Below are 26,484 nucleotides of genomic sequence, written 5' to 3'. Positions count from 1 at the left end.
TCGTTCCTATCGCCGCGACGAGTCCAGGGTGGCCCGGGCGCGGGCCGACCGGATGGCCGAGGAGAGGCCGTCGAGGTCGAAGGCGCCGTGGTGGCGCCGCCCGTTGATGAAGAACGTCGGCGTGCCGGACACGCCGCTGACGTCGGCGGAGTCGACGTCGGCGGCGATCCGGGCGGCGACCGCGTGGTCGTGGAGGTCGGCGCGGAAGCGCTCGACGTCGAGGCCGAGGTCGCGGGCGTGGCCGATGAGGTCGGAGGGACGCAGGCGGTCCTGGTGGGCGAGCAGGCGGTCGTGCATCTGCCAGAACGCTCCCTGCGCGGCGGCGGCCTCGCCGGCCTGGGCGGCGAGCTGGGCGAAGGGATGGACGTCGGTGAGCGGCAGGTGCCTCCAGACGTAGCGGACGTCGCCGAGGTCGGCCAGGATGCGGCGCACGACCGGTTCGGCCTGGCCGCAGTAGGGGCACTCGAAGTCGCCGTACTCGACGACGGTCACCGGCGCGTCGGCGGGGCCGCGAAGGTGGTCGCGGGCGGGGTCGACGGGAGCGGCCAGGTCGATGATGGTCTCGGCGGTGCCCAGCAGGGCGCGGACGCGCAGCCGTGCCGGGAGCATCGCGGTCGCGCGGGAGACGGCCCAGGTGACGACGGGCGCGCACACCGCCGCGGCGAGGATGCCGAACTTGGCCTCCTGGAGCTGAGGGCCGTCGAAGGCGAGGGTGGCGATCAGCAGGGAGACGGTGAAGCCGATACCGGCGATCGCGCCGCCGGCCGTCACGGCGGCCCAGCCGACCGGCGGGCGGACGCGGCCACGGCCGAGCAGGGTGACCAGCCAGGAGGAGATGATGATCCCGACGGGCTTGCCGACCGTGTAGGCCAGCAGGATGCCCAGGGTGATCGGGGAGACGAGGGCTCGCGCCAGGAAGTCGCCGCTGAGGGTTATCCCGGCGTTCGCCAGGGCGAACAGGGGGACGACGACGTAGCTCGTCCAGGGGTGGTAGAGCTGTTGCAGCCGCTCGTTGGGCGAGATCGCCGAGGTGAGGCCTCCCCGGGCCGAGCGGGCCAGCTCGGGGGTCGGCTGCTCGCGAAAGAGGCGGAACAGGTCGGTGGCGCGTTCCAGGTCGTCGCGGGAGGCCGGGGAGGCGTAGGTCAGCAGTCCCATCGCCAGGCCGATGATGACCGGTTCGACGCCGGAGCGCAGCAACGCGACCCATGCCGCGACGCCCAGCAGGGCGTAGACGAACCCGTGGCGTACGCCGGCGGCGCGCACCGCCAGGATCACCGCGAAGACGGCCACCGCGGCCAGCAGCGGTACCGGCGTGACGCGCTCGCTGTAGAAGATCGCGATGACCGCGAGGGCGATCAGGTCGTCGACGACGGTGACGGTGAGCAGGTAGGTGCGCAGCCGGGCGGGCAGGCGGGATCCGAACAGGGCGAGCATGCCGAGGGCGAACGCGGTGTCGGTGGACATGGCGGCGCCCCAGCCGTGGACGGCCGGGGTGCCGGCGTTGAGACCGAGGTAGATCGCGACGGGGACGATCATGCCTCCGGCCCCGGCGGCCAGGGGCAGGACGAGCCGTCTGCGGTCGCGCAACTCCCCCATGTCGAACTCCCGGCGCGCTTCGAGCCCCACGACGAAGAAGAAGAACGTCATCAGGCCGGTGTTGACCCACTGGCGCAGGTCCTGGGAGACGCCCGAGTCCCCGAAGGTGACGGACAGCGGGATGCGCCAGAACCGCTCGTAGGCGAAGGGGGCGACATTGGCCCAGGCCAGGGCGGCCAGCGTCGCGGCGAGCAGGATGACGGCGCTGCCGGTCTCCGTGCGCAGGAAGTCGCGCAGCGGGGTGGTGGAGGTCTGTGCCCACACGGTCTGTGCCCGCACGGTCCGCGCGGGCGGTGGGGCGCCCTCCTGGCGGGGGGCCGTCATCGTCGGGTCCTCGTCGGGCGCATTGTGGTCTCCCCCGTGCCGGCGGTCTCGCGTCACGCGGGGCGCGGACCGGTGGATCACGTGCCGCCGGCCGGTTGGTGCCGTCCGTGGCCTGTGGGCGGGGGGTGGCGCTCTCGCGCCGGCGCGTTCTCGTGTGTCGCCGGCGTCACCGCCGAAGCCGCCCCCAGGGTACCCAAGGGTCCGCCCCGGCGGATTCTCGCCGGGGCGGGCCGAGCCGGAGCGGGAGGAGGGTCGAGCGGGACGGGCGCGGCGGCCACCTCGGCCGGCGCCCGCCCTGGACGGGGGCGGGGGTGGGATGGGAGGTCAGGGCGGGGGTGATGACCTGAGTTTCCTGACGAAGCGGGCGGCGGCGCGGTGGCTCATACCGGTCTCGCCACGGACCAGGAAGACGGCCTGGTCGAACTGGCCGGAGGCCTTGAGCTCCAGGAGCCGTTCGACGAGTTCGGGGCCGATTCCCCCGCCGACCAGGGCGTTTCTGGGACGTTGTGCCGCTCGTACCGCGAAGACGATCAGGGCGATGACCGCCGCCACGACGACCGCCGTCAGGAAGAGGATGACGATCGGGTTCGACATGGGCTGAGCGTACCGCCGTGAAGCGGTCAAATGGAGGATGTGATCACCACATTCGGTACAGATGCGGTGATCTGCTGCAGGCCATGCTCGATCGGGTTTTCCGGCTCCGGGGCGGCCGGGCCGGTCTCTCAGGCCGCCCCGCGTAGCAGGAACATGGCGTAGGCGGCGATCGAGTTGCTGTCGGTGATGGCCCCGTTGCGGATCATCCGTTCGAACTCGGCGCGCGACACCCAGTCCTGGCGCATGTCCTGTTCGGTGTGCTCGCGCTCGTGGGCGCCGGCGGTCAGGCCGGTGGCGAGGAAGATGTCGTAGTTCTGACCCATCGTGCCGTGCGCGTTGTCCAGGCGCCCCAGGTGGGTCATCGAGGTGGCTCGCAGGCCGGTCTCCTGGGCCAGTTCGGTATGGGCGGTGACCAGGGGTGAGGGGCTGTCCTTCACCCCGCCCTGGGGGAAGTTCCAGGTGCGGCGCCCCACCGGGTAGCGATACTCCTCCACCAGGTGGAACCCGTCGTTCTCCATGGGCATGACGATGGCGAAGTCCGGCGCGTCCACGACACCGTAGATGCCGTGGGAGCCGTCGGGGCGCTCGATGCGGTCCTCGCGCACGCTGATCCACGGGTTGGTGTAGACGACCATGGAGTCGAGGGTGCGGATCGTCGGTCCGGATACGTCGGTCATGCGCGGAGCCTACTGAGCGGGCCGGGGCCGGGCGGGGTGAACGGCTGGACGCCGGTCACCGCGGTGACCGGCAGCGGCCCGTAGATGTGCGGGAACGCCTCGGGTGAGTCACCGGGCACCTCCTCCATGCGGACGTCGAGCCCGGCGGGGTCGACGCTCAGCAGCACCAGGGGGTCGGTGACGTCGCGGTAGAAGCGCTCCACGACGCCGCGCAGCTGCTCGTGGTCGGCGCAGGCGTGGATGAATCCGACGTCGTCGAGGGTGCGGCCGATCGTGGAGACGCGGTACTCCCCCGCCTGCCGGGCGGCGTCCCAGTCGGAGGCCAGGGCGAGATGCAGAATGGTCATCGGATGCCATGCTGCCCTGCCCGCGCCCGTCGTTCAACCGGGAGCGTTCTGGGCCGGCTGCCTCTTGACGAGGCTAACATCGTTAGCCTACGGTCCGGCTAACGATGTTGACCGGATCCGGGGAAGGTTTATGATCACCAACGGTTTCACCGTGTCGACCACATCGGTGAGGTCGCCGCGATCCGGCCGCGATCGGATCGCAAGGATCATGCTGTGGCTTGCCGCCGCCGGCGCCGCCGGCGCCGCGCTCACCGCGGCCGGCACGGTTTGGGACGCCGATGGCGCGACCAAGGTCGTCGAGACCTGGCGAGCCTACGGCCTCGTCGTCTTCACGGGACTGTTCGTGCTGCTCGCGCTGGCGCCGCGCGGCTACCGAGGTGTGTGGGAGCTGGTGATCTTCCACAAGATCGCGCTCACGGTGACCGCCCTGCTCTACGCCGCTCACGGCGGCATCGCCGACACCGCGACAATCGCCGGTTGGGATGGCACCGTCTCGGTGCTCCTCGTCGGCGCCTACGTGCTGAGTCGCGGTTGGACGTCGTCCCCGGACTGGCGCGGCACCGCCCAGCGCGCCTGATGAGGACACCGGTAGCGATCCCGGCTCGTCCGAGGCGCCGGTGAGCCGCCGCGGCGAGGTGGTCGACGCGGCCGAGCGGATCCTGGAACGTGAAGGCCCGGACGCGGTGACCATGCGGCGCCTCGCCGACGAACTGCGGATCCAGGCACCCTCACTGTACAAACACATCGCCGGCAAGGCCGAGATCGAAGCCGCACTGCAACAGCGCGCGCTGGAACGGCTCGGTGCCGTGCTGGCCGGGGCCGGCGCCGACCTGGCCACGCTCGTCGCCGCCTACCGGCGATGGGCGCTTGAGCACCCTCGCCTCTACGAGCTCGGTACTCGCCATTCCCTGGATCGCTCACGTCTCGCGTCCGGCGTCGAGGCCGCGACGGCCGCACCCCTGCTGAAGGTCACCGGCGGTGACATCGCAGCCGCGCGTGCCATCTGGGGCCTCGCACACGGCCTTGTCGATCTCGAGCTGGCCAACCGATTCCCGCCCGACGCCGACCTCGACGCGGCCTGGGCACACGCGATCAGCGCGTTCGCCATCTATTGCACACCACAGCCTGAAGGCAACCCGTGACAAAGGACGCCACTCCTCGGTGGCCGGTGTCTACCGGATGCCGGCCGAAAGCGGCGGAACCGATGCCGATCATTGCGAACCCTCTGCGACCTGGCCCGGACCGGAGACGAGGCCGGCGCCGACCGGCTGGCCGGCCTGACTTCACAGGACGGCCTCGCCGAGCTGCTGCCGGAGGACCTGCGCAGTGATCGCGATCACGCCGATCAGGAATGCCGTCAACGAGCGTGCCGCCAGCTGCCGTGTTCCGGTGGCCCCCGGTCAAAGGCTCCAGGCGGGCTACCGGCATCGACCCCGGAGGCAATCGTGTCCCCTCCCACCGCTTCGGCCCGGTCGGCTGTCTTGGTGACCTTCAGGTCGGCCTTCTGCGTCATGGCCAGGACGGCCTGTTCGGTGAGTTCCTCGGGCAGGTTGAGCCGGGGGCCGTCGCCGAAGAAGTCGGTGTGCAGGCGGGGATCGTACTGCAGGCGCGACCAATCGTCGTGACCGCGCAGACCGTCGCCGGTGCCGACGTCGCAGCCGGGTGTGATGGCCTCGATGCGGTTGATGTCGGCGGGGACGTACCGCTGCCACTCCGGATGACGTCCCCCGGCTTCCGTGGAGTCGCTGGTCGATATCCCCCTGAGTTCCGTCGCAAGGTCTGAGGACCTGTTGAAGGCCGGCCAGGACGCGGTCGCGGTGGGCGCCGGTCAGGCTCGGGCCGGTGCGGTGGCGGCCGGAGTGTGGGCGGGTTCGAAGAGTTCGATGAGGTTGCCGGCGGGGTCGGTGAGCAAGATCTGGCGTCCGCCGGGGCCGGCGACCACGTCGCCGTGGAAGGACAGGCCGGCGTCGCGGAGCCGGTCGGTCTCGGCGTCGAGGTCGCCGACGATGAGGTGGATGCGGTTGCGGCCGGCGGGGGTGCCCGGGGGTGTGGCGCGGGCGCCGGAACTGGCGGGTCCGGACAGCAGGAGCCGCAGCGGTCCGCGTACCACGTCGGCGAAGGCGGGCGTGGCGTCCAGGCGCAGGGTGAAGCCGAGGTGGGCGGTGTAGAAGTCGACGGCCGCGGTCACGTCGTCGACGAGGTAGCGGACGGTGGCGAGCTGGTCGGGTGTGGTCATGGCTGGGCCTCTCGTGGGGTGAGGACGGGGAGCAGGTGGCGGACGCGGGTGTCGATCTCCGCCACGGTGCGGGCGAAGGCGGGGTATCCGGCCTGCTCGGCGGCGGGGTCGGGGATGCTCCAGTGGATGTGCCAGGAGTGGTCGCCGAAGTCGGGGCAGAGCTCGCGGACCTTGTCGCACAGGCTGACGACGTGGTCGAAGTGGCGCCCGGCCAGGGTGTCCAGGTGCCGGGGGCGCTGGTCGCCGAGGTTGATGCCGTGGCCCTCGCGCAGGGCCCGGACGGCGTCGGGGTGCAGGCGCGGCCGGGGGTGGCTGCCCGCGCTGGCGACCTCGATGTGGCCGCCGCCGCGGTGGTGCAGCAGGGCTTCGGCGATCGGTGAGCGGGCGCTGTTGCCGGTGCAGGCGAACAGGACGGTGAGCGGGCGCGCGGGCGCCGGGAGTGGCCGGGGCGGGTCCGGGGTGAGGAGCAGCGCGGGGTGCAGCGCGAGGCCGGTGGCGGCCAGGGCGTGGGCGCAGCGGTCCAGGTCCAGGTGGTAGTAGCCGTCGCGGGCGTCGGCGCTGCTGCGCCGCGTGGTGACCAGGCCGCCGTCGCGCAGCAGCCGCAGATGGTAGGAGACCAGGTTCTGCGGGTGATCCACCAGGTCCACCAGTTCGCGTACCCGGTAGTCGCTCGTGGCCAGCTCGGTCAGCAGCCGCCACCGCAGCGGATGGCCGGCCAGCCGTACGAAGGCCGGGGCGGGTTGGGCCGGGGTCATCACGTTGTGATAATACATCAAACGAATTTGATGCATCTGGCTCGGCGGGCGTTCCGGTCCGCTCGCGGGCTGTCACCCGGGCCTCGATGCGGGCCTTCGTACCGGGCGATCCGCACGACCACGGGAAAGAGCGACAGTGGCAGACGAACAGGCTGCCGGCGGTCCGGCCGCCGGCCCCGAAGACGGCAAGGTGTCCTGGCGTACGGTGCGGGAGGTGGCGCTGCTGTTTCTCAAGCTCGGCACCATCGCCTTCGGCGGCCCGGCCGCGCACACCGCGATGATGCGTGATGAGCTGGTACGCCGCCGCGGGTGGGTCAGCGACGAGCGGTTCGTCGACCTGATGGGCGCCACCAACCTCATCCCCGGCCCCAACTCCACCGAGCTGGCCATCCACCTGGGCTTCGACCGCGCCCGCCGGCGCGGTCTGATCGCCGCCGGCCTCTGCTTCATCCTCCCGGCCGCGCTGATCGTCACCGCTCTGGCCTGGGCCTATGTCACCTACGGGACGACACCCGCCGTCGCGGGCATCCTGTACGGCATCGTCCCGGCGGTGATCGCCATCATCGCGCACGCGTTGTTCGGCCTGCTGCGCACGGTGATCAAGAACGTGTGGTTCGCGCTGCTGGCCGTCGCCGCCCTGGCCGCCTACCTGCTCGGGATCAACGAGCTGCTCGTGATGGCCGCCGGTGCGATGCTCGCGGCGGCGGCGCAGGTGTTCCGCCGCCGCCAGGAGGCCGCGCACGGGATGCTCGCGCTGCCGTTGCTCGGCCTGGGCTCGCCGCTCTTCCCCGATCCCACCGGGGGCCAGCTGGCGCAGCTGTTCCTCACCATGCTGAAGATCGGATCCGTGCTGTACGGCAGCGGCTACGTACTGCTGGCCTTCCTGCGCGGCGACTTCGTCGAGCGGCTCGGCTGGATCACCGGCCCGCAGCTCGTCGACGCCGTCTCCGTCGGCCAGGTCACCCCGGGCCCGGTGTTCACCACCGCCACCTTCGTCGGCTACCTCATCGCCGGCCCCGTCGGAGCGTTCCTGGCCACCGTCGCCATCTTCCTGCCGTCCTTCGTCTTCGTCGGCCTGCTCACCAAACTCACCGACAGACTCCGCTCCAGCGTCTGGACCTCCGCCCTGCTCGACGGCCTCAACGTCGCCGCCCTGGCCCTCATGGCCGGCGTCTCCTTCCAGCTCGGCCGAACCGCGATCGTCGATCCCCTCACCGCCGCGATCGCCCTGGCCACTTTGGCGCTGTTGTGGAGGACCAGGCTCAACAACGCCTGGTACATCGCCGCCGGAGCCGCCGTCGGCCTGGCCCACACCCTGCTGGCCTGAAAGCCTCCCCGACCGACGACGCCACGCCCGCCTGCCCCTGACCGCCGGCCGAGCACCGCGGCCCGCGGGCCGTCCTCGCGCGGCGGGAGGCGCGCCTCCCGCCGCGCGAGGAACTTCGGCATCGGGACGACGCCGGAGCGCGTGGCCGCGGCCGTGTTCGCCGGCGGGACGAGGTCCTTCTCATCCAGCCGGCCCAGGGGTGGTTCAGTGCCGGGCGCGCCACTCGCGCCGCAGGATGGCGTAGACGAGCTCGCTGGTCCACTCGCCCTTGACGATCTCGTTGTCGACGAAGTGGGCCTCGCGGCGCATGCCGAGTTTCTCCAGCACCCGGGCCGAGGCCTCGTTGCGGGCGTCCAGGCGGCCGACGATGCGGTGCAGGCCCAGGCCGTCGAAGCCGAGTTCCAGCATGACCCGGCCGGCCTCGGTGGCGTATCCCCTGCCGTGGTGGCCGGGGTGGAAGACGTAGCCGATCTCGCCGGCGCGCTGTGAGCGGCTGTGCCAGATGAGGAGGACATCACCGAGCAGCTCGCCGGTGGCGGCCAGTTCCACCGCCAGGGTGAGGGACTGTCCCTCCTCCAGCAGTGCCGTCTCGCCGATCTTTCTTTCCAGTGCCTCGCGGGTCTGCTCGCGGTCGCGTGGCTCCCAGTACAGGTAGCGGGCGACCTGGGGCAGGCGGTGGATGGCGTACAGGCCGTCGAGGTCGGCCGGGGTGTAGGGACGCAGGATCAGACGGTCGGTCCGGATGGGATAGGAGGGCTTCAGCACCGGGCCAGACTAGGCCGCCCGCCGCGCGGCGGGCGAGCCATTATCGGCGGGCTCGGGCAGGGGGTCAGTGGGCGCTTCCGGCCAGGTTGAGCACCACGACACCGCCGATGATCAGGACGATGCCCGCGATCTTGGCGAGGCTGATCGTCTCACCGAGGAAGAGCACGCCGATGGCGGCGATGGCGGCGGTGCCCACCCCGGCCCAGACCGCGTAGGCGGTGCCGACCTCCATCTGCAGTTTGAGCGCCTGGGCCAGCAGGATGAACGCGGCGGCGTAACCGGCGACGACGAGGACCGACCAGCCCTTGTGGGCGAACCCGTCGCTCAGCTTGAGGGCGGTGGTCGCCACGATCTCGGCGATGATCGCCCCGGCCAGGATCAACCACGCCATAATTCCCCCCACTCCCCCAAAAATCGGCATAAACATACCATTTCCCGTTGATCGGTGATGGCCGGGTCCCGGGGGCGAGACCGTCCGGCGCCACGACCTGCCCGGCTTGCGAGCGGTGTCGAAAGCGTGTTCCACTGGGCCGCATGCCATGGGACGCGCCCGCCCTGCTCGCCGCGCCGCCCGACGTCAGGCCGCGCATCGAGCGCTCCGCGCTGACCAGGGTCCACGGGGCCCTGACCTGTTACGAGGTGCAGGCGCGCACCGCGCTGGACCGCGTTCCCGAGGGCTGGGCGGTCAGCCCCTACCGGGGGTGTGCCCAGGCCTGCCGTTACTGTTCGGTGCGCCGGGGACACCGCTACCTGGGGCTGAACGCCGAAGGCGACTTCGACTCCCGGATCGTGGTGCGCACCAACATCGTGCGGAGACTTCGCGCGGAGCTGGGATCGCGCTGGGACGGCGAGCACGTCACCGTGGGGGTGGGGGGCGACTGCTACCAGGGCGCCGAAGAGGTCTACCGGCTGATGCCCGGCCTGGTCACCGCGTTGCGAGAGGCCGGAGCGCCGTTCACCGTGTTCACCAAGAGCCGGTTGATCCTGCGTGACGCCGATCTGCTGGCCGCCACCCCGGGGGCCGGAGTGGTGGTCTCGATCGCCTTCGTCGACGACCGGATCCGCCGCAGCGTGGAGCCCGGCGCCCCCAGCGCGCAAAAACGCCTTGAGCTGGTGGCCGAGCTGAACGAGCGGGGGGTGGCGTGCGGGGTGGCGATGGCGCCGATCCTGCCGCTGCTGACCGACTCCCCCGACCAGCTCGCGGCCACCGTACGCCGCGTCGCCGACGCCGGGGCCGTCAGTCTCGTCCCGCACGTGCTGCGCCTGCCCCCCGGTGCCCGTGAGTGGTATCTCGCCTGGCTGGGTGAGCACCATCCGGCGCTGGCGCCTCGCTACGCCGAGCTGTACGGCAGGGGCGCCGACGCCGAACCCGGCTACGTGCGCGGCCTGACCGGCCAGGTGTCGCGGCTGGCCGCCCGCTACGGGATGGGCCCGACGCGGCCCGAGCAGCCCCTGCCGCTGGCCCTGCCCCGGCAGGCACAGCTCGCCCTCCTCTGAAAACGGCAGTTCTCCGAAAAGGGGCCAGCAAGCAGCAAAGAGAATCTTTGTCCTGATTATGGCGTTCGTCGCCGTGCTCCGGGGAGGGCACAGCGAGTAGGGGCCCGCACACCGGGCGTGCGGCCGGGGAACGCCGACGGACGGGAAAGACCATGGGGAAGACGATCTCGCCGGGCAGGAACCGGCAGCCCGCACGGACGCGCCGCGGCTTCACGGAGAACCCCGACGGAAGCTACACCACCCCGGGACGCGGCCTGGAGGTCCTGGACAACCCGCTGCTGAACAAGGGCACCGCCTTCACCCCGGCCGAACGCGAGGAACTGGACCTGGACGGGCTCCTGCCGGCGGCGGTCGAGACGCTGGAGGAGCAGGCGCGCCGTGCGTACACGCAGTATCTGACGCAACCGGACGACCTGCGCAAGAACATCTACCTGACGGCGCTGCACGATTGCAACGAGGTGCTGTTCTACCGGCTGCTGAGCGATCACCTGTCCGAGATGCTGCCGGTCGTCTACGACCCGACGATCGCCCGGGCGATCGAAGGTTACAGCCACGAGTACCGCCGCCCCCAGGGCCTCTACCTGTCGGTCGACGACGCGGCGGGCATCGAGCGGGCCTTCGCCAATCTGGGCCTGGAACCCGGCGACGTCGACCTGATCGTCGCCTCCGACGCCGAGGAGATCCTCGGCATCGGCGACTGGGGGGTGGGCGGCGGCGCGGGCATCGCCGTCGGCAAGCTGGCCGTCTACACCGCCGCCGCCGGAGTCGACCCCGCCCGGGTCGTCGCCGTGGCGCTGGACGTCGGCACCGACAACGAGAGACTGCTCAACGACCCCTTCTACATCGGCAACCGGCACTCGCGGGTACGGGGGCGGCGCTACGACGACTTCGTCGACGCCTACGTCTCGGTGGCCACCGCCCGCTTCCCCGGCGCGATGCTGCACTGGGAGGACTTCGGCCCCTCCAACGCCCGGCGCATCCTGGAGCGGTACACCGGCCGCCTGCCCACCTTCAACGACGACATGCAGGGCACCGGCGCGATCGTGCTGGCGGCCATGCTGGGCGCCGCCCGCGTCTCGGGCACCCCCATGCGCGACCAGAGGATCGTCGTCTTCGGCGCCGGTACGGCGGGCATCGGGATCGCCGACCAGCTGCGCGACGCGATGGTGCGCGACGGCCTGGACCCCCGGGAGGCCACCCGGCGGATCTGGGCGGTCGACAGGCAGGGCCTGCTGACCGACGACATGTCGGGCCTGCGGGACTTCCAGGCCCCCTACGCCCGCCCGGCCTCGGAGGTCACCGGCTGGCTCAGGGACGCCAAGGAGAACGGGATCGGGCTGGGCGAGGTCGTCGGCCGCGTCCACCCGACCGTGCTGCTGGGCACCTCCACCGCGCACGGCGCCTTCACCGAGGAGATCGTGCGCACCATGGCCGCCGCCGTCGAGCGGCCCGTCATCTTCCCCATCTCCAACCCGACCAGCCGCATCGAGGCGATGCCCGAGGACCTGATCCGCTGGACCGGCGGCCGCGCCCTGGTCGCCACCGGCATCCCGGTCGCCCCCGTCACCCACGACGGCCTCACCCACACCATCGGCCAGGCCAACAACGCCCTGCTGTATCCGGGGCTGGGACTGGGGGTGATCGTCTCGCGCGCCCGGCGGGTCAGCGACGGCATGCTCCAGGCCGCGGCCGAGGCGGTCGCCTCGATGGCCGACGTCTCGGCCCCCGGCGCCTCGCTGCTGCCCCCGGTCGGCGACCTGCGGGAGGTCTCGGCCACCGTCGCCGTCGCCGTCGCCCGCCAGGCCGCCGCCGAGGACCTGGCCCGCGTGGACCTGCCCAACCCCGTCCAGCAGGTCCAGGACGCGATGTGGCAGCCGCACTACCGGCCGGTCAGGGGTGCCTGACGGTGACCCCGCTGTACGTCTGGCAGACCGGCTCCGGCACGCAGCCGAACATGCGCCGGCTCGGCTCGGAGCCCCGTACGGGCCTGCACGAGCCGGCAAGGACGCGGCCCTGCGGTCGGGCGTCGACGAGGCCCTCCACGACAGGGTCGTCGATCCCGAACGCCTCACCCGGCCCGGCGTGGCCGCCGCCGACGGGACCTGGGGCCATCCCTCAGAAGTGGTCCAGCAGCTCGGGGAACCTGCCCAGTCGCAGCACCCGCTCGTCACCGGGGTCGAGGTCGCTCTGCTCCAGTGCCCAGGTGTGGTCGTTGGGGATGAACACGGCGTTCATCCCCGCCTGCCGGGCCGGAAGGATGTCCGACTTCGGGGAGTTGCCGATCATCCAGGTCGTCGCGGGCGCCAGCGCGTGCTCGCGGGCCAGCCACCGGTAGGTGCCGACGTCCTTCTCCGCCACGATGTGCACGTCACGGAAGTGGTGGGCCAGCCGCGAGGCCTCCAGCTTGCGCCGCTGCTCGTCCAGGTCGCCCTTGGTGAGCAGCAGCAGCTCGTGGCGCTCGCCCAGGGCCGTGAGCGTCTCGGCGACGCCCTCGACCAGCTCCACCCGGCGCTCGACGAGGGCCAGGGCCAGCTCGTCGATGCGGCGGCGCTCGGCCTCGGTCGCGGGACGCTCGCTCAGCCGCTCGAAGCACTCGCCGAGACTGCGCAGGAACATCGTGCTGCCGTAGCCGTGGGTGACGGCGTTGGCCGCCTGGATGTCGTCGAGGACGGCGCGGATCTGGGCCCGCTCCAGGGTCGGATGCGCCAGCCAGTCGAGGAAGTCCTCGACGACCCGCTCGAACAGCACGTTGTTCTCCCACAGCGTGTCGTCGGCGTCGAAGATGAGCACCTGCGCCTGGAGCCTCACACGGTCCTCCCCGAGAACGTCCTCATCGGCCGCGCCCGCCGTCTGCCCGTCGCGCCCGCCGTCTGCCCGCCGCCGGCCCCGTCTGCCCGCCGTCGCGTGTTCGCCGCACACGCTACCGCGCCCGCCCGGCCGGACGCGGCCCGTTTTCCGCCGCCCTTACCGCCGCCCCGAGATCACACCCGAGGTCACCAGGCCCGGAGCCCGGAGCCCGCCCGCGAGCCGCCGCGGGCGGGCTCCTGAGCCGGGGTGGTCAGGCCAGGGCGCTGCCCTTGCGCCATTCCTTGAACGACATCTGCCAGAAGCCCCAGCCGTTGTTCCACTCCATCTCGCGGTCGGTGCCCCTGATGGTGATCACGTCGCCGCGCTGGACCTGGTTGTAGAACCACCGGGCCTGGTCGGGGCGGGAGTTGATGCACCCGTGGCTGACGTTCCGGCGTCCCTGGGCCCACACGTTGTTCAGCGCGTGCACGTACTCGCCGCTGTTGGAGAAACGGACCGCGTGGTTGATCATCAGGTCGTAGTAGCCGGGGTCGCCCTTCTTGCGGCCCGGGGAGATCATGCGCTCGGGGTTGGCCTTGCCCATCGCCAGGTGGACGCCGCTGGTGGTGGTGTACTCGCGGGTGGTGGCGTTGCCCGCGCTGATCAGCATGGTCTGCACGACCTTGCCGTCCCGCTTGACGATCATCTTGTGCTTGCGGGTGTCGATCGTGGAGATCTGGGCCGCGCCGATCCGGATGACCTTGGTCATGTCCTTCACGCCGTACATGTCCTTGCCGCCCTGCACGCCCTTGAGACGGGCGGTGAAAGTCACCTTCTGGTGCGGCTGCCAGAACTTGGCGGTCCGGTAGATCACGGTTGTGTCGTTGATCCACCGCCACGCGCCCTGAACCGGCTTTTGTGCCTTGACCTCCAGGGCCTTCTCCACTCCGGCCTTGTTGGCGATCTGCTGGTTGAAGGTGACGATGATCGGCGCCCCCACGCCGACCTTTTCCCCCTTGATCGCCGGGGTCACGTCCGCCACCTCGAGTTCGTGCTCGGGCTTGAGCGTCCTGAAGGAACTGGCGGCGGTCGTGCCGTCCACCGCCCGGGCCGACACGGTGTAGTCACTGTCCGGGATCATGGGCGTGGAGGAGACCCACTTCGTGCGCTCGGCGTCGAAGTCGCCCTCCAGCTCCTGGCCGCCGCTTTCCACGGTGACCTCCTCCAACGCGCCGTTGGAGGCCGCGACGACGACCTTCTTGTTCGGGCGCACGGTTTTGCTGCCCTTGGCCGGGCTGATCTTTATCTCCGTCGCGGCCGGAGCGGTGGCGGCGACGGCGCCCGATCCGGAGCCGGGACCGGCGGAGGCCTCCGGGGCCGCCCCTCCGGAGCAGGCGGTGACCAGCACCGCCGCGGTCGCCAGGGCCAGACCGGCCAGCGGCGTCCTGAGGCGTCGGCGTTCCACGATCAGCACAATTTCTCTCCCCAACTACAGCAAACTGCTCTTAAAACACTAATAGGAGATGCATGATGACTGAACATGGTTGCGCCCGATTTGGTAACGTTTCGGACTCTTCGTAAAGTCAGAAAAATGCCAACCGAGAGTCAGGAAAAGGCAAAGTGGCCACGTCACGAGGCTGGACGTAAAACGGCCGCTCCGGCGAGGTGAGCGCCCGCGCGGGCGACATCCGGCCACAAGCCGTCGCGCCCCGGCCGCATCAACGGCCCCCCGAGGGGCACGGGACGGTGGAAAACCCCTGGCGTCGCGTACCGGATCCCCCGGCCCGCCCTGACGGCGGACGGAAGATAATCTGATCGATCCCTCTCCACACGGAAGTCCTGGGTGATGACAAGACCTCCCCTGCGCGACCCCGGCCACGCGCTCACCGCCGGCCCGGACGCCGGCCTTGACGGCGACACCGACCTCGAAGCGGGTGATGAGCGCGACGTCCCGCGGGCGCCGGGCGAAGAGCTGTTGCGCGCCATCGTGGAGGCCTGCGGCGAGGGGGTCGTGCTGTGCGGCACCGACGGCGTCGTGGTGATGCTGAACGCCGCCGCGGCCGAGATGGCACCCGAGATCGTCCCCGGCCGCCCCCTGTGCTCGGGCCCGGCCGCGCCCCTGTTCGAGGGCGAACACCCCGAGGGCGAGAGCCGCGAGAGCGATCACGGGCAGCGCCGGATCCGGGTGCGCCGCGAGGTCTTCGGCCTCACCCACCGGGCCTGGTACCTGCGTGACGTCACCGCCGAGTCCGCCAGGACCGACGCGCTGCTGGCCGAGCGCCGGCGCACCGACTTCCTCATCGAGGCGGGCCGCAGGCTGTCGGCCTCGCTCAACATGCGCCGCTGCGCCCGTACCGCGATCGAGCTGGCCATCCCCTTCCTGGCCGACGCCGCCATGGTCGTGCTGCCGCCCTCGGGGCGCCGCCACGCCGGCTGGCTGCGCCTGACCAGCACCGACCGCTCCCTGCAGGAGGGCAACGTCGCCGTCGCCGACACCGCGCAGGTGCCCGGCCTGGCCGAGGCGCTGGCGGGTTTCCCGCCCGTGCCCAGCCGCTGGCTGGATCCGGGCCAGGTGCCCGGCTGGCTGCTGCCCGACAGGTTCGGGGCGGCCGGGCACCTCCTCGTCACCCCGCTGCCCGGCAACGGGGTGCCCGCAGGGGCGCTCGTGCTCGCCCGTCACGAGGACGGCCCGCCCTTCGACGAGGACGCCGAGACACTGGTGCGGATCTTCGCCGCCCGGGCCGGGGCCGCCATCTCCGCCGCCGCCCTCTACCAGGAGCAGAGCGCCACCAACGCGATCCTCAGCAACGACCTGCTGCCCCCGCCGCTGCCCGCCCTGGCCGGCCTGGAGCTGGCCGGATCGCTGCGCGCCGCCCGCCAGGCCGGGCTCATCGGCGGCGACTTCTACGACGTCTACCTGCCTGAGACCGGCAGGCCCGGCGAGCCGCTGGTGGTGCTGGGCGACGTCTGCGGCAAGGGCGCCCGCGCCGCCGTCCTGACCGGGCACATCCGCCACTGCCTGCGCACGCTGCTGCTGCTGGAAGAGCGCCCCGAGCAGCTGGTGGCCCTGCTCAACCGCTCCCTGCGAGGCTCGCCCACGCCCAACTCCTACGCCACCCTGGTGCTCGGCACGCTCAGCGCCGCCCCGGACGGGCACGTACGTGTGGACCTGGCGGTCGCCGGGCACCCGGCGCCGCTGATCCTGCGCCTCGACGGCACCGTGCAGGAGAGCACGGCCCACGGCTCCATGCTCGGCGCGTTCGCCGACACCGTCCTGGCCCCCGTCGGCGTCGACCTGGCTCCCGGCGAGGTGTGCCTGCTCTACAGCGACGGCATCACCGAGGCCTTCGGCGGCCCCACCGGCAGGGAGATGTACGGCGCCCAGCGGCTGAAGGCCGCCCTGGCCGGCTGCGCGGGCATGCCGGTCGCGGCACTGGTCGAGCGGCTGGAGCAGATCAGTACCGACTGGCTGGGCGGCGACGTCCAGGACGACCGGGCACTGCTGGCTGTGCAGGCGAGGCCGGCCCGATGAGCACGCTGAGCACCTCGCTGAGCACCGGGAGCGCGGCGGGCGCGGGAGGCGCCGGAGACACGGCCGCGGACCTGCGCGAGGCCGTCGAGCGATACCTGGAGCACATCGGGCGGGCCGACGAGTTCGCCGCCATCGACCTGGTGCTCGGCCTGCTGGGGGAGGGCGTGGACGCCGAGCGGCTGCTGCTGGAGCTCATCGCCCCCGCCCAGCGGCGCGTCGGCGAGCTGTGGGCGGCCAACGAGTGGTCCATCGCCCGCGAGCACGGCGCCACCGCCGTCAGCGAGCGCGCCGTCGCCGCGATCGCCGCCCGCGTCCGGCCCGAGCCCACCCGCGGGCGCCTCACCGTCGCCTGCGCCGACGGCGAGTACCACGCGCTGTCCACCCGCCTGCTGGCCGAGGTCCTGCGCCTGCGCGGCTGGCGGGTCGACTTCCTGGGCGCCAGCGTGCCCGGCCCGCACCTGATCACCCACCTGCACCAGACCGGGCCCGACGCGGTCGCGCTGGGCTGCGCGCTGCCCACCCGCCTGCCCCGGGCGCACGCCACCCTCACCGCCTGCCAGGCCGTCGGCGTGCCGGTCATGGCCGGTGGGGCCGGCTTCGGCCCCGACGGCCGCTACGCCCGTCTGCTGGGCGCCGACGCCTGGGCGCCCACCGCCGACGTCGCGGCCGACCGGCTGGAGCGCGGCGACCTGACCGGCCCGCCCCGCCCGGCCGACGCGCCGGCCCAACTCGCCGACGAGGAGTACACCCACCTGGCGCGCCGGCGCGCCGAGTTGCTCACCCGGGCGATGGAGACCCTCGCCCGGGCCTACCCGCCGATGGCGGCCTACGACCTCCACCAGCTCGACGCCACCGCCGCCGACCTGGGCCACCTGCTCGACTTCCTGTCCGCGGCCCTGTACGTCGACGACGCGCCGCTGTTCACCGGCTTCATCGGCTGGACCGGCGCCGTACTCGCGGCACGCGGCGTCCCCACCGAGGCCCTGACGGTGGGATTGCGCGTTTTCCACGACGAGCTGCGAGACTTCCCCCGTGCCCGCCACATGCTGGTCCAGGGGATCGAGGCGGCACCCGTCCCCGGCACCGATCAGGAGATCTGACGATTGATGTTCGACAAGACCCCGTTCCGTACCGAGGTGCGCGTCACCGCTCCGGACACCACCCTGCTCGTCCTCAGCGGTGACCTCGACTACGACACGGCCCCCGAGCTCTTCGGCTTCACGCAGGAGCTGTTGCCCGGGGAGGTGCGCAACCTCGACCTGGACCTGTCGGGCCTGGAGTTCATCGACTCCTCGGGGGTGGCTGCCCTGATCAACGTCTACAACTCCGCGGGCGAGCACGGCATCACCATGCGGATCGTCGCCCTCACCCCCTACCTGCGCCACCTGCTGCGGGTGACCGCCCTCGACCAGCTCTTCAAGCTCCCCCAGGAGCAGGAGTGAGCGCCGCCGGCCGGCGATAGCGGGGAACGCCTCGGCCGGCGCCGAAGCGTTCCCCGCCGAGGATGGAGACCATGACGTCGACCGCTCCGGTCCCGCTGGCGGCATTGGCCGCCCTGCTCGCCGACGGCACCCGTGCCACGTTCTGCCTGACCCTGCTGGACGGGCGGGCCTGGAGCGCCGGGGAGCTGGCCCGGCACGCGGGGGTCGCGGCCTCGACCGCCAGCGAGCACCTGTCCCAGCTCGTCGGCGGCGGCCTGCTGGCCGAGGAGCGCCAGGGACGCCACCGGTACGTGCGCCTGGCCGGGCCGGAGGTGGCCCGGCTCATCGAGGACCTGGCCGCCCACGCCGGCCTCGGGGCCGCCCGGCCCGCGACGCTGCGTGCCGCGAGCGCGGCCCGCGCGCTGGCCGGGGCCCGTACCTGCTACGACCACCTGGCCGGGCGGCTCGGCGTGGCGATCACCGACGCGCTCACCACCCGCGGCCTGCTGCGCCAGGACGCCGGGTTCGCGCTCAGCGACGAGGGACTGTCGTGGTTCGCCGTCGAGCTGGGGGCACCGCTGCCCGGCGGCGGGCGGCGCCCGCTGGCCCGGCCCTGCCTGGACTGGACCGAACGCCGTCACCACCTGGCCGGAACCGCCGGGGCCGTGCTGTGCGCGACCGCGCTGGAGCGCGGCTGGGTCGGCCGGATCGGCTCGGGGCGTGCCCTGAACGTCACCCGCGCCGGGCACGAGGCCCTGGCCCGCCTGCTGGGCCTCACCGGCCTGGAGGCCGGCCCGGACGGCCCGGACGGCCCGGCACCGCGGTCCGTACGGGCCCTCAGTGGCCGCGCAGGCGGTGGGTGAGGCTGGTGTGGCGGCGCCCGGCTCCCCGGGTGCGCACCGCCTGGGCCAGCGCGCGGCGCGAGCCGACGATGACGACGAGCTTCTTGGCCCGGGTGATCGCGGTGTAGAGCAGGTTGCGCTGCAGCATCATCCACGCGCTGGTGGACAGCGGGATGACCACCGCCGGGTACTCGCTGCCCTGGGAGCGGTGGATCGACACCGCGTAGGCGTGGGCGAGCTCGTCCAGCTCGTCGAAGGCGTACTCGACGTTCTCGTCCTCGTCGGTCAGCACGGTCAGCTTGTGGTCGTCGGGCCTGATGTCGACCACCATGCCCACGGTGCCGTTGAACACCCCCGCCGCGCCCTTCTCGTAGTTGTTGCGCAGCTGGGTGACCTTGTCGCCGACTCGGAAGACCCGCCCGCCGTAGCGGCGCTCGGGCATGCCCTCCCTGGAGGGGGTCAGCGCCTCCTGCAGCGCGTTGTTGAGGTTGCCGGCCCCGGCCGGGCCCCGGTGCATCGGCGACAGGACCTGCACGTCGCGGCGCGGGTTGAGGCCGAACTTGCGCGGGATACGGTTGGCGACCACGTCCACGGTCAGCGCCGCGATCTCCTCGGGCTCCTCGCAGGGGAACAGGAAGAAGTCGGTCATGCCCTCCAGCGCCGGGGGCAGGCCGGTGTTGACCCGGTGGGCGTTGACGACCACCCCCGACTCCTGGGCCTGGCGGAAGATGTGGGTCAGCCGCACCCGGGGGATCTCCTCCTCGGCGGCCAGCAGGTCGCGCAGCACCTCGCCCGCGCCGACCGAGGGCAGCTGGTCGACGTCTCCCACGAAGAGCAGGTGCGTGCCCGGGGCGACGGCCTTGACCAGCTTGTTGGCCAGCAGCAGGTCCAGCATCGAGGCCTCGTCGACCACGACCAGGTCGGCGTCCAGCGGGTTGTCGCGGTCGAAGGTGGCGTCCCCGCCGGGACGCAGCTGCAGCAGCCGGTGCACGGTGGTGGCCTCGTGGCCGGTCAGCTCCGCCAGGCGCTTGGCCGCCCTGCCGGTGGGCGCGGCCAGGATCACCTTGGCCTTCTTGGCGCGGGCCAGGGTGACGATGGAGCGTACGGTGAAGCTCTTGCCGCAGCCGGGACCGCCGGTCAGCACGGCGACCTTCTCCGTCAGCGCCAGCCGTACCGAGTGGGCCTGCTCCTCGGCGAGCTCGGCGCCGGTCCGGGTGCGCAGCCATTTCAGCGCCGCGTCCCAGTCGACGGAGGCGAAGGCGCCCAGCCGGTCGTGCTCGCAGGCCAGCAGGGAGCGCAGCGCCCCCGCCAGGGACAGCTCGGCGCGGTGGAAGGGCACCAGGTAGACCGCCGGGACGCTGCCGTCGCCGACCGGGACGTCCTCGCGGACCACGCCCTCCTCTGCGACCAGCTCCTCCAGGCACCGCGCGGTCAGCTCGGCGGGAACCTCCAGGATCTTCACCGCGTCGCCGATGAGGTTGGGCGCAGGAAGGTAGCAGTGGCCGTCGTCGGCGGCCTGGGACAGGGTGTAGCGCAGGCCCGCCTTGACGCGCTCGGGGCTGTCGTGCGGGATGCCCACGGCCTGGGCGATGGTGTCGGCGGTCTTGAAGCCGATGCCCCACACGTCGTCGGCCAGCCGGTACGGCTCGCTCCTGACGACCGTGATGGACTTGTCGCCGTACTGCTTGAAGATGCGGACCGCGATCGAGGTGGACACGCCGACCCCCTGCAGAAAGATCATCACCTCTTTGATGATCTTCTGTTCCTCCCAGGCGACGCCGATCATCTTGGTCCGCTTGGGGCCGAGCCCGGGAACCTCGACCAGCCGCTCGGGGGTGGTCTCGATGACCTCCAGGGTGTCGACGCCGAAGTGGTCGACGATCCGCTCGGCCATCTTCGGCCCGATGCCCTTGATCAGCCCGGAGCCCAGGTAGCGCCGGATGCCCTGGATGGTGGCGGGCAGCACGGTGGTGTAGGACCACACCTCGAACTGCTTGCCGTACTTGGGGTGGGAGGCCCAGCGCCCGGTCAGCCGCAGCGACTCACCCGGCTGGGCGCCCAGCAGCGGCCCGACCACGGTCAGCAGGTCGGCGCCGGAGCGGTCGGTGGCCACCCGGGCGATGGTGTAGCCGGTCTCCTCGTTGGCATAGGTGATGCGTTCAAGTACCGCGTCTAAACAGGTAGCAGGGACGCCGCTTTTTTCCGTCTGCACGCTGCCGCCCTCCGCCCTGAATCCGCTCGCGCAAGTGTAGGGCCACCAGCCGGAAGGGCGCCCGGGTGATCGCCTTCCGGGCCTCCGGCCGCACCGCCGACAGCCACGCAGGCATGACCAGCGCGCACGACACCCACGTCCGGAACCGGACGGACATCCGGAACGGACTGAACTCTCCACGAAAAACGGTCATGACCTGCCCTTCTTCAAGCGGGGTGTTGTCCCGCCCGGCGGCTCCGGGCGGGACAACGGCGAACTACCCAGGAGAAGCCGAGCGTGAGGGTGTCGAACCGGCCGGCCGCCGGACGGGACGCGATCTCGAACCGGTCGCGCGGGATCAGCGGGCGCATGGTCGCCTGGCGGCGGTCCAGGCCGCGCAGGTAGCCCAGGCCGTGGGTCTTGGCGCCGTTGGGGAGGTACTCGGGCGGCTTGCCGGGGTCGCCGGCCAGGCCCACCATCTTGTGGCCGGTCGAGGCGCCGGTGCGAACGCGGCGATGCTGCCGCCTCCAGCGATCTGCCTCTCCCAGCGTGGTCAAGAGCGCTTCCACGCGAGCCCCGAAGATGGCGGCGCCGTCGGTCTCGTCGATCTCGACGGCGTCGGCATGGGGGGTCTCGACGGTCGGCGCGACATCAAGCACATCCGCAACCTGCAGGAGGGCCCGCCACGCCCCGGCCCGCAAGATCTGCCACGGCGAGAAGGGCGAGTTCCACCACCGCTATGAACGTGGTCTTGAAAACCAGCTCGGCGTCCTCGGGCTTGTTCTGAATTGTGTCGTTCCAGGGACGACCGTCTACCTGGATGCGGCCGTCCGTCAGCTGAAGGCGCAGGGCTGTCCGGTTCGCGAGGAGGACATGGCCCGGCTATCGCCTTTCGTCAGCCGGCACCTCGGCGTGCACGGCGCCTACAACTTCCTGCTTCCCGACCCGGCCCCCGGCACCATCGGCGACCTGCGCGATCCGGACGGCGCCGAAGACGACGAGGCCGCCGCCCACTTCGCCCGGGCCGCCGCCATCGCCGACCGCTGGAACGCCCCCCACCGGTCCGCCCCAGCCCGCGCACACCTCTGACCGGCCCGGCCCGGACGGAAGATTCGCGAACCTTTGCGCCGCCCTCGGGGCCGGGGCTGTTCCGTTAGGGGATCCCTCAGCGGAACACCGCGCAACCGGAACAGGCCCCAGGTCAGGGTGTTCCGTATAGGTGTTCCGCGAACCGTTCCGGTTAAGGCCCCCTGTCCGGAACACTTCAGGGCGTGAACGGGACCCGCGTCACACGCCCGGATTTCCCCGTCGGGATCGGAGAGCGCGGTCGAAAACCATCCGTCCGTTCGGAGATCGTGAGATCGGAATGCTTATCGGATTTCGCTGGTCGTGACGCGCCCTGTCGAGCCGGATGCCGTTCGGGCCGCCTTCTTCCGGTATCTGCGCACGTTGAGGACGGAGATAAAGGCCGCCATCAGCCCCATGAAAATCGTGTAGGTGACGGCCTTCGGCCAGCTGAAGACGAAGGCCTGCCCGGCCTCGGTGTCGAACCACATGTAGAGGAGGCTCGCCAAGAAGCCTCCGACGACACCTACCGCGAAGCCGAAAAGAGCCACTCGTGACATGGGGGTTCCGTTTTCTCTCATGTCGACGAGACCGAGAAGACCATATCGCCATATACGACCTCGACGATCGTTCATGTCAATCCCCTTTCGTCCACCGAAGAAGCCGGACCCCGTTGTGATCACGCTATTCGAGCCATACCTCTACCTCGCCAAGGTGGGCGGAAACATTTCGAACCGACGTGCCGCCGATTCGATTCACCGCACGAGATCGATGAGCAGGGCGATTCGCATGGCGGCGGTCTTGAAAAACTCGGGGTGATGGGTGTTCCTTCGGGTGCGCCCAGCGCGCTCGTGGCGGAGCTCCCGCCCTTGCCCGACCCGGGCGGACGCGGCGGGACGCGGTTCCCGTCGTGCCGGGGCCTCAGGTGGACCCGGTGAGCGCGGGGGCGGGGTTTCGCTGGTTTCGCCAGGCTCCGTCCGGGTGCGGGCGAGGCGGATCCCCCGCCGATCCCAGACACGCCGGTGATCCGCGGCCCTTTCGCAGGCCACACCGTCGCCGTGTGTGATGAAGTCTCTGCGATCCGTAACGGCCTTGTCGCCGAAGACGCGGGTGCCGTGGCACCCGACCGCAGAAGGAGGGGCACATGCGAAGGACACTCATCGCCGCCGTGGTGGCGCTGGGCACGGTGGCGGGCGGCGTGACGGGCAGCGCGCCGGCGATGGCCGGGCGCAGGCCCGGCATCGACGTCATCGGGCTCACCGGCGACCAGCGCCTGGTGGGTTTCGAGATCCGCTCCCCCGGCCGCACCCGCGACCTCGGCAGGGTCCGCGGGCTCGCCGGCGACACCGCTCTCGTGGGCATCGACTACCGCGTGCGCAACGGCAAGCTGTACGGCGTCGGGAACCAGGGCGGCGTCTACACGCTCAGCGGGCCGGCCAGGGCGGTCAAGGTATCGCAGCTGACCGTGCCGCTGAGCGGCGTCGACTTCGGCGTCGACTTCAACCCCGCCGCCGACCGGCTGCGCGTGATCAGCGACACCGGGCAGAACCTGCGCCACAACCTCGACGACCCGACGGGCGCGCCGACCGCGGGGCAGACCGTGGCCGACGGGCCGCTGACCGGCTCGCAGACCCGCCCGCCGACCGCCCCGACGGCCGGTCCGTCGAGCGACCCGTCCTTCACGCCGGTCGTCGCGGAAGCGGTCGCGATCGGCGTCTCGGGCGCCGGATACACCAACAACGACCTCAGTCCGGCCACCGCCACCACGCTCTTCGACGTGGACACCACGTCCGACCGGATGAGCCTGCAGTCCCCGGCCAACGCGGGCACGCTGGTGACGACCGGCAACCTGCGCGTGGCCGCGACCGGCGCGGCGGGCTTCGACGTCCACAGCTCGCTGCGCAACGGCGTCACCGTCTCCAACAGCGCCTTCGCCGCGCTGAAGGTCGGCGGGCGCTACGGGTTCTACGGCATCAACCTGCTCACCGGCGCCGTCAACTACAGCTACGGCCTCTTCCCCGCCAACCGGCAGGTGCTCGACATCGCCATCCGGCTCGACCGTGGCTGAGGCGGGTGGAGTCGCCGCCATCCACCGTTCCGGCCCCGAACCCCGTAGAACCGGGCGATGCTGAACCGCTTCGTCAACGGCGAGAGCGTCAGCGCCACCAGCGTCGTCGTCTGGTGTGCCGGGCACTTCCGGCACGACCGGAACGACCCCGAGCCCCACCGGGAGCACGTCGTGGGCCCCGGCCTGATTCCCGCCACCTGACCGCCGGCCGGCGGAGGCGTCGCATAACCTGGGGAGCCGGCGCGAGCGGGCGGCGATCCGGCGATTTCGCGATCCGGTCGCGGGCGGATGTCCGGTGGAGGCCCGCGGCTCCGACGTCTCCGGTGCCGGGCGCCACGGCGGCGCCGGCGGAGAGGAAGAGACCATGAAGTACATGATCTTGATGTACGGCTCGCAGCGGGACTACGACGCCATGGCGGGCAAGGACGGCGACCGGCCGGCCCTGTCCCCGGAGGACTTCGCGCCGATGCACGCGTTCATGCAGGCGTTCTCCAGGGATCTGGAGGAGTCCGGTGAGTTCGTCGAGACGCGAGGGCTGGCCGCTCCGGTCCACACCCGCAGGGTGGGGTCGAAGGACGGTGTCCCGGTCGTGACGGACGGCCCCTACGCCGAGACCCAGGAGGTCCTGGCCGGCTACTGGATCGTGGAGTGCGAGAGCTTCGACCGGGCGACCGAGATCGCCGCCCGCCTCGGGGAGTGCCCCGCCCCCGGGGACATCGCCGCGAACTCCTACGCCGACGTACGGCCGGTCGAGGAGTTCCAGGGCGAGCTGGCGATCTGATCGTCTCCGTGCCCGACACCGAGTTCGAGGACCTGCTGCGCCGCCTGGCGCCGCAGGTCCTCGGCGCGGTGGTACGGCGCTACGGGCATTTCGACGCCGCCGACGACGCGACGCAGGAGGCGCTCCTCGCCGCCGCCACGCAGTGGCCCGAGGACGGCGTCCCCGACAGCCCGCTGGGCTGGCTGATCACGGTCGCCTCACGCAGGCTGACCGACCTGCTGCGCGCCGAGCAGGCGCGCCGGCGCCGTGAGGACACCGTCGCCCGATGGACGTTGCCCGGCCAGTGGCTCGCGCCCGCCGCCGACAGGCCCGCCTCGGAGTCCGACGACACGCTCATCCTGCTGTTCATGTGCTGTCACCCCTCGCTGTCGGCGGCCTCGCAGATCGCCCTCACCCTGCGGGCGGTCGGCGGCCTGACCACCGCGGAGATCGCCCGGGCGTTCCTCGTGCCGGAGGCGACCATGACCCGGCGCATCACCCGGGCCAAGCGCAGCGTCAAGGACAGCGGCGTCCCGTTCGGCATCCCCTCGGGCCCGGAGCGCGCCGAACGGCTCCGCGTGGTCCTGCACGTGCTCTACTTGATCTTCAACGAGGGCTATGCCAGCACCTCGGGGCCGAACCTGCAGCGCGTCGAGTTGTCGGCGGAGGCGATCCGGCTGACCCGGATGGTCCACCGGCTGCTGCCCGACGACGGCGAGGTGACGGGGCTGCTCGCGCTCATGGTGCTCACCGACGCGCGCCGGCCGGCGCGTACCGGGCCGGACGGCTCGCTGGTCCCGATGGCCGAGCAGGACCGGAGCCTGTGGGACGCGGAGGCCATCGCCGAGGGCGTGGCGCTCATCACCGGCGTGCTCCCCCGGGGGACGGCCGGCCCGTACCGGCTCCAGGCGGCGATCGCCGCGATCCACGACGAGGCGCCGAGCGCCGAGGCGACCGACTGGCCGCAGATCGCCGCGTTGTACGAGCTGCTGATGCGCATCTCCGACAACCCGATGGTGGCGCTGAACCACGCGGTGGCGGTGGCCATGGCCCGCGGCCCGCACGCCGGGCTCGGCCTGCTCGATCCGCTCGCGGCCGACGGGCGGATCGCCGAGGACCACCGGCTGCACGCGGTCCGCGCGCACCTGCTGGAGATGGCCGGTGATCACGTGGCGGCCCGTGACCGCTACCGGGAGGCGGCCCGGCGCGCGACCGGCCTCCCGCAGCAGCGCTACCTGCACGCCAGGGCGGCACGCCTGGCGGACGGGCCGGACGGGCACGACATCCTCTGAGCGAGGCCGCCGACGTCTCGGCGCGCACGCGGGCCGGCCCCTGCCGTCAGGGGTGGTCCGGATGGGACCCGCGCGCGAACCGCACGGTGATGGACAGGCCGCCTTCGGGGCGTGTGCCGGTGGTGAGGGTGGCGTGGTGGGCTCGCGTGACGGCACCGACGATGGCGAGTCCGAGGCCGTAGCCGTCGCGGCGGCCGTGACGTTCGGGCGCCAGTTTCTGGAAGGGGTGGAAGAGGCGCTGGATCTGGTCGCCGGGGATGACGGGCCCGCTGTTGGTGACCGCGAGGATCACCTGCGCGCCGGAGGTCTGGGTGTTGACATCCTCCCCCGCCTGAAGGCGGGGGATTCCAACAGCAACTACCCCACAAGGAGGAGGTCGCGTTGAGGTTCACGGTTCACAGGCTCCGG

29 protein-coding genes are annotated in these 26,484 nt (G+C 71.8%); 14 read left to right on the top strand and 15 right to left on the bottom strand.

Going from position 1 to position 26,484, the window contains the following annotated elements; genetic code table 11:
* Positions 1-6 precede the first annotated feature (6 nt).
* The 4 genes from nhaA to ACTOQ3_RS42030 all read right to left on the bottom strand — a co-directional run bounded on the left by nhaA (position 7) and on the right by ACTOQ3_RS42030 (position 3,538).
* On the bottom strand, positions 7-1,920 hold the full coding sequence (gene nhaA / locus ACTOQ3_RS42045) for a Na+/H+ antiporter NhaA (RefSeq protein ID WP_440089552.1): 1,914 nt from the start codon (positions 1,918-1,920) through the stop codon (positions 7-9).
* 324 nt (positions 1,921-2,244) lie between these two features.
* A complete protein-coding gene (locus ACTOQ3_RS42040) occupies positions 2,245-2,514 on the bottom strand; it encodes a hypothetical protein (RefSeq protein ID WP_440089551.1) in 270 nt (89 codons plus the stop codon).
* 128 nt (positions 2,515-2,642) lie between these two features.
* Positions 2,643-3,191: an NUDIX domain-containing protein gene (locus tag ACTOQ3_RS42035; protein WP_440089550.1), complete on the bottom strand. Its 549-nt coding sequence runs from the start codon at positions 3,189-3,191 to the stop codon at positions 2,643-2,645.
* Positions 3,188-3,538, bottom strand: coding sequence for a DUF952 domain-containing protein (locus ACTOQ3_RS42030; protein WP_440089548.1), 351 nt, complete (start codon positions 3,536-3,538; stop codon positions 3,188-3,190). The genes ACTOQ3_RS42035 and ACTOQ3_RS42030 overlap by 4 nt, the downstream gene beginning before the upstream one ends.
* 130 nt (positions 3,539-3,668) lie before the next feature.
* Here ACTOQ3_RS42030 and ACTOQ3_RS42025 point away from each other — a divergent pair, with 130 nt between their 5' ends.
* Both ACTOQ3_RS42025 and ACTOQ3_RS42020 read left to right on the top strand, forming a co-directional pair.
* On the top strand, positions 3,669-4,115 hold the full coding sequence (locus ACTOQ3_RS42025) for a hypothetical protein (protein WP_440089546.1): 447 nt from the start codon (positions 3,669-3,671) through the stop codon (positions 4,113-4,115).
* Between the two features lie 40 nt (positions 4,116-4,155).
* A complete protein-coding gene (locus ACTOQ3_RS42020) occupies positions 4,156-4,680 on the top strand; it encodes a TetR/AcrR family transcriptional regulator (protein WP_440089544.1) in 525 nt (174 codons plus the stop codon).
* A 686-nt stretch (positions 4,681-5,366) separates the two neighbouring features.
* On the opposite strand, the gene ACTOQ3_RS42015 is transcribed toward ACTOQ3_RS42020, so the two are convergent.
* Together ACTOQ3_RS42015 and ACTOQ3_RS42010 are read right to left on the bottom strand one after the other, a co-directional pair.
* A complete protein-coding gene (locus ACTOQ3_RS42015) occupies positions 5,367-5,774 on the bottom strand; it encodes a VOC family protein (RefSeq protein WP_440089543.1) in 408 nt (135 codons plus the stop codon).
* Positions 5,771-6,529: an arsenate reductase/protein-tyrosine-phosphatase family protein gene (locus tag ACTOQ3_RS42010; protein ID WP_440089542.1), complete on the bottom strand. Its 759-nt coding sequence runs from the start codon at positions 6,527-6,529 to the stop codon at positions 5,771-5,773. The genes ACTOQ3_RS42015 and ACTOQ3_RS42010 overlap by 4 nt, the downstream gene beginning before the upstream one ends.
* A 136-nt stretch (positions 6,530-6,665) precedes the next feature.
* On the opposite strand from ACTOQ3_RS42010, the gene chrA reads away from it, so the two are divergent.
* On the top strand, positions 6,666-7,856 hold the full coding sequence (gene chrA, locus ACTOQ3_RS42005; RefSeq protein ID WP_440089541.1) for a chromate efflux transporter: 1,191 nt from the start codon (positions 6,666-6,668) through the stop codon (positions 7,854-7,856).
* Between the two features lie 204 nt (positions 7,857-8,060).
* Here the strand turns inward: chrA and ACTOQ3_RS42000 are convergent, their stop codons facing one another.
* Both ACTOQ3_RS42000 and ACTOQ3_RS41995 read right to left on the bottom strand, forming a co-directional pair.
* The gene (locus ACTOQ3_RS42000; RefSeq protein ID WP_440089540.1) at positions 8,061-8,621 is read right to left on the bottom strand and encodes a GNAT family N-acetyltransferase; all 561 of its coding nucleotides are present in this window, start codon (positions 8,619-8,621) and stop codon (positions 8,061-8,063) included.
* Between the two features lie 64 nt (positions 8,622-8,685).
* Positions 8,686-9,012, bottom strand: coding sequence for a DMT family transporter (locus ACTOQ3_RS41995; protein ID WP_440089538.1), 327 nt, complete (start codon positions 9,010-9,012; stop codon positions 8,686-8,688).
* A 143-nt stretch (positions 9,013-9,155) separates the two neighbouring features.
* On the opposite strand from ACTOQ3_RS41995, the gene ACTOQ3_RS41990 reads away from it, so the two are divergent.
* Positions 9,156-10,118: a radical SAM protein gene (locus tag ACTOQ3_RS41990; RefSeq protein ID WP_440089537.1), complete on the top strand. Its 963-nt coding sequence runs from the start codon at positions 9,156-9,158 to the stop codon at positions 10,116-10,118.
* Between the two features lie 152 nt (positions 10,119-10,270).
* On the top strand, positions 10,271-12,022 hold the full coding sequence (locus ACTOQ3_RS41985) for an NAD-dependent malic enzyme (protein ID WP_440089535.1): 1,752 nt from the start codon (positions 10,271-10,273) through the stop codon (positions 12,020-12,022).
* Here ACTOQ3_RS41985 and ACTOQ3_RS41980 read toward each other — a convergent pair.
* The 3 genes from ACTOQ3_RS41980 to ACTOQ3_RS41970 all read right to left on the bottom strand — a co-directional run bounded on the left by ACTOQ3_RS41980 (position 12,009) and on the right by ACTOQ3_RS41970 (position 14,379).
* Positions 12,009-12,230, bottom strand: coding sequence for a hypothetical protein (locus ACTOQ3_RS41980; RefSeq protein ID WP_440089534.1), 222 nt, complete (start codon positions 12,228-12,230; stop codon positions 12,009-12,011). The two genes, ACTOQ3_RS41985 and ACTOQ3_RS41980, sit on opposite strands and share 14 nt — an antisense overlap.
* Positions 12,231-12,233: 3 nt before the next feature.
* A complete protein-coding gene (locus ACTOQ3_RS41975; protein ID WP_362692135.1) occupies positions 12,234-12,926 on the bottom strand; it encodes an HAD family hydrolase in 693 nt (230 codons plus the stop codon).
* Positions 12,927-13,176: 250 nt separating this feature from the next.
* The gene (locus tag ACTOQ3_RS41970) at positions 13,177-14,379 is read right to left on the bottom strand and encodes an Ig-like domain-containing protein (RefSeq protein WP_440089533.1); all 1,203 of its coding nucleotides are present in this window, start codon (positions 14,377-14,379) and stop codon (positions 13,177-13,179) included.
* Positions 14,380-14,751: 372 nt separating this feature from the next.
* Between ACTOQ3_RS41970 and ACTOQ3_RS41965 the strand changes: the two genes are divergently transcribed.
* From ACTOQ3_RS41965 to ACTOQ3_RS41950, 4 genes are all read left to right on the top strand, one after another.
* Complete coding sequence (locus ACTOQ3_RS41965) at positions 14,752-16,437, top strand: SpoIIE family protein phosphatase (RefSeq protein WP_440089531.1); 1,686 nt, start codon at positions 14,752-14,754, stop codon at positions 16,435-16,437.
* The gene (locus ACTOQ3_RS41960; RefSeq protein ID WP_440089530.1) at positions 16,434-17,537 is read left to right on the top strand and encodes a cobalamin B12-binding domain-containing protein; all 1,104 of its coding nucleotides are present in this window, start codon (positions 16,434-16,436) and stop codon (positions 17,535-17,537) included. Before ACTOQ3_RS41965 ends, ACTOQ3_RS41960 begins: the two co-directional genes overlap by 4 nt.
* A 6-nt stretch (positions 17,538-17,543) precedes the next feature.
* Positions 17,544-17,879, top strand: coding sequence for an STAS domain-containing protein (locus ACTOQ3_RS41955; protein ID WP_440089529.1), 336 nt, complete (start codon positions 17,544-17,546; stop codon positions 17,877-17,879).
* A 71-nt stretch (positions 17,880-17,950) separates the two neighbouring features.
* A complete protein-coding gene (locus ACTOQ3_RS41950) occupies positions 17,951-18,721 on the top strand; it encodes a helix-turn-helix domain-containing protein (RefSeq protein ID WP_440089528.1) in 771 nt (256 codons plus the stop codon).
* Here the strand turns inward: ACTOQ3_RS41950 and recD2 are convergent.
* Positions 18,696-20,912, bottom strand: coding sequence for an SF1B family DNA helicase RecD2 (recD2, locus tag ACTOQ3_RS41945; protein ID WP_440089527.1), 2,217 nt, complete (start codon positions 20,910-20,912; stop codon positions 18,696-18,698). The two genes, ACTOQ3_RS41950 and recD2, sit on opposite strands and share 26 nt — an antisense overlap.
* 206 nt (positions 20,913-21,118) lie before the next feature.
* Entirely contained in the window at positions 21,119-21,550 is a 432-nt protein-coding gene (locus ACTOQ3_RS41940) for a hypothetical protein (protein ID WP_440089572.1), read from the bottom strand.
* Here ACTOQ3_RS41940 and ACTOQ3_RS41935 point away from each other — a divergent pair.
* Positions 21,474-21,980, top strand: a complete 507-nt coding sequence (locus ACTOQ3_RS41935; RefSeq protein ID WP_440089571.1) for a Tn3 family transposase — start codon at positions 21,474-21,476, stop codon at positions 21,978-21,980. The genes ACTOQ3_RS41940 and ACTOQ3_RS41935 overlap by 77 nt on opposite strands.
* 281 nt (positions 21,981-22,261) lie before the next feature.
* Here ACTOQ3_RS41935 and ACTOQ3_RS41930 read toward each other — a convergent pair whose 3' ends face one another.
* Positions 22,262-22,591 (bottom strand): hypothetical protein, encoded by a 330-nt coding sequence (locus ACTOQ3_RS41930; protein ID WP_440089526.1) that lies wholly within the window; start codon positions 22,589-22,591, stop codon positions 22,262-22,264.
* A 509-nt stretch (positions 22,592-23,100) separates the two neighbouring features.
* Here ACTOQ3_RS41930 and ACTOQ3_RS41925 point away from each other — a divergent pair.
* From ACTOQ3_RS41925 to ACTOQ3_RS41910, 4 genes are all read left to right on the top strand, one after another.
* The gene (locus ACTOQ3_RS41925; RefSeq protein WP_440089525.1) at positions 23,101-24,024 is read left to right on the top strand and encodes a DUF4394 domain-containing protein; all 924 of its coding nucleotides are present in this window, start codon (positions 23,101-23,103) and stop codon (positions 24,022-24,024) included.
* A gap of 57 nt (positions 24,025-24,081) precedes the next feature.
* The gene (locus tag ACTOQ3_RS41920) at positions 24,082-24,225 is read left to right on the top strand and encodes a hypothetical protein (RefSeq protein ID WP_440089523.1); all 144 of its coding nucleotides are present in this window, start codon (positions 24,082-24,084) and stop codon (positions 24,223-24,225) included.
* 163 nt (positions 24,226-24,388) lie between these two features.
* Positions 24,389-24,805: a YciI family protein gene (locus ACTOQ3_RS41915; RefSeq protein ID WP_440089522.1), complete on the top strand. Its 417-nt coding sequence runs from the start codon at positions 24,389-24,391 to the stop codon at positions 24,803-24,805.
* Positions 24,806-24,813: 8 nt separating this feature from the next.
* Positions 24,814-26,076, top strand: a complete 1,263-nt coding sequence (locus ACTOQ3_RS41910) for an RNA polymerase sigma factor (RefSeq protein WP_440089521.1) — start codon at positions 24,814-24,816, stop codon at positions 26,074-26,076.
* Between the two features lie 46 nt (positions 26,077-26,122).
* On the opposite strand, the gene ACTOQ3_RS41905 is transcribed toward ACTOQ3_RS41910, so the two are convergent.
* The gene (locus ACTOQ3_RS41905; protein ID WP_440089569.1) at positions 26,123-26,422 is read right to left on the bottom strand and encodes a sensor histidine kinase; all 300 of its coding nucleotides are present in this window, start codon (positions 26,420-26,422) and stop codon (positions 26,123-26,125) included.
* Between the last annotated feature and the right edge of the window lie 62 nt (positions 26,423-26,484).

The sequence above is a fragment of the Streptosporangium sp. LJ11 genome (assembly GCF_051918945.1).
Classification (GTDB): domain Bacteria; phylum Actinomycetota; class Actinomycetes; order Streptosporangiales; family Streptosporangiaceae; genus Streptosporangium.
The sequence above is the reverse complement of the archived record's forward strand: the minus strand, read 5'-3'. Positions and strand labels throughout refer to the sequence as shown.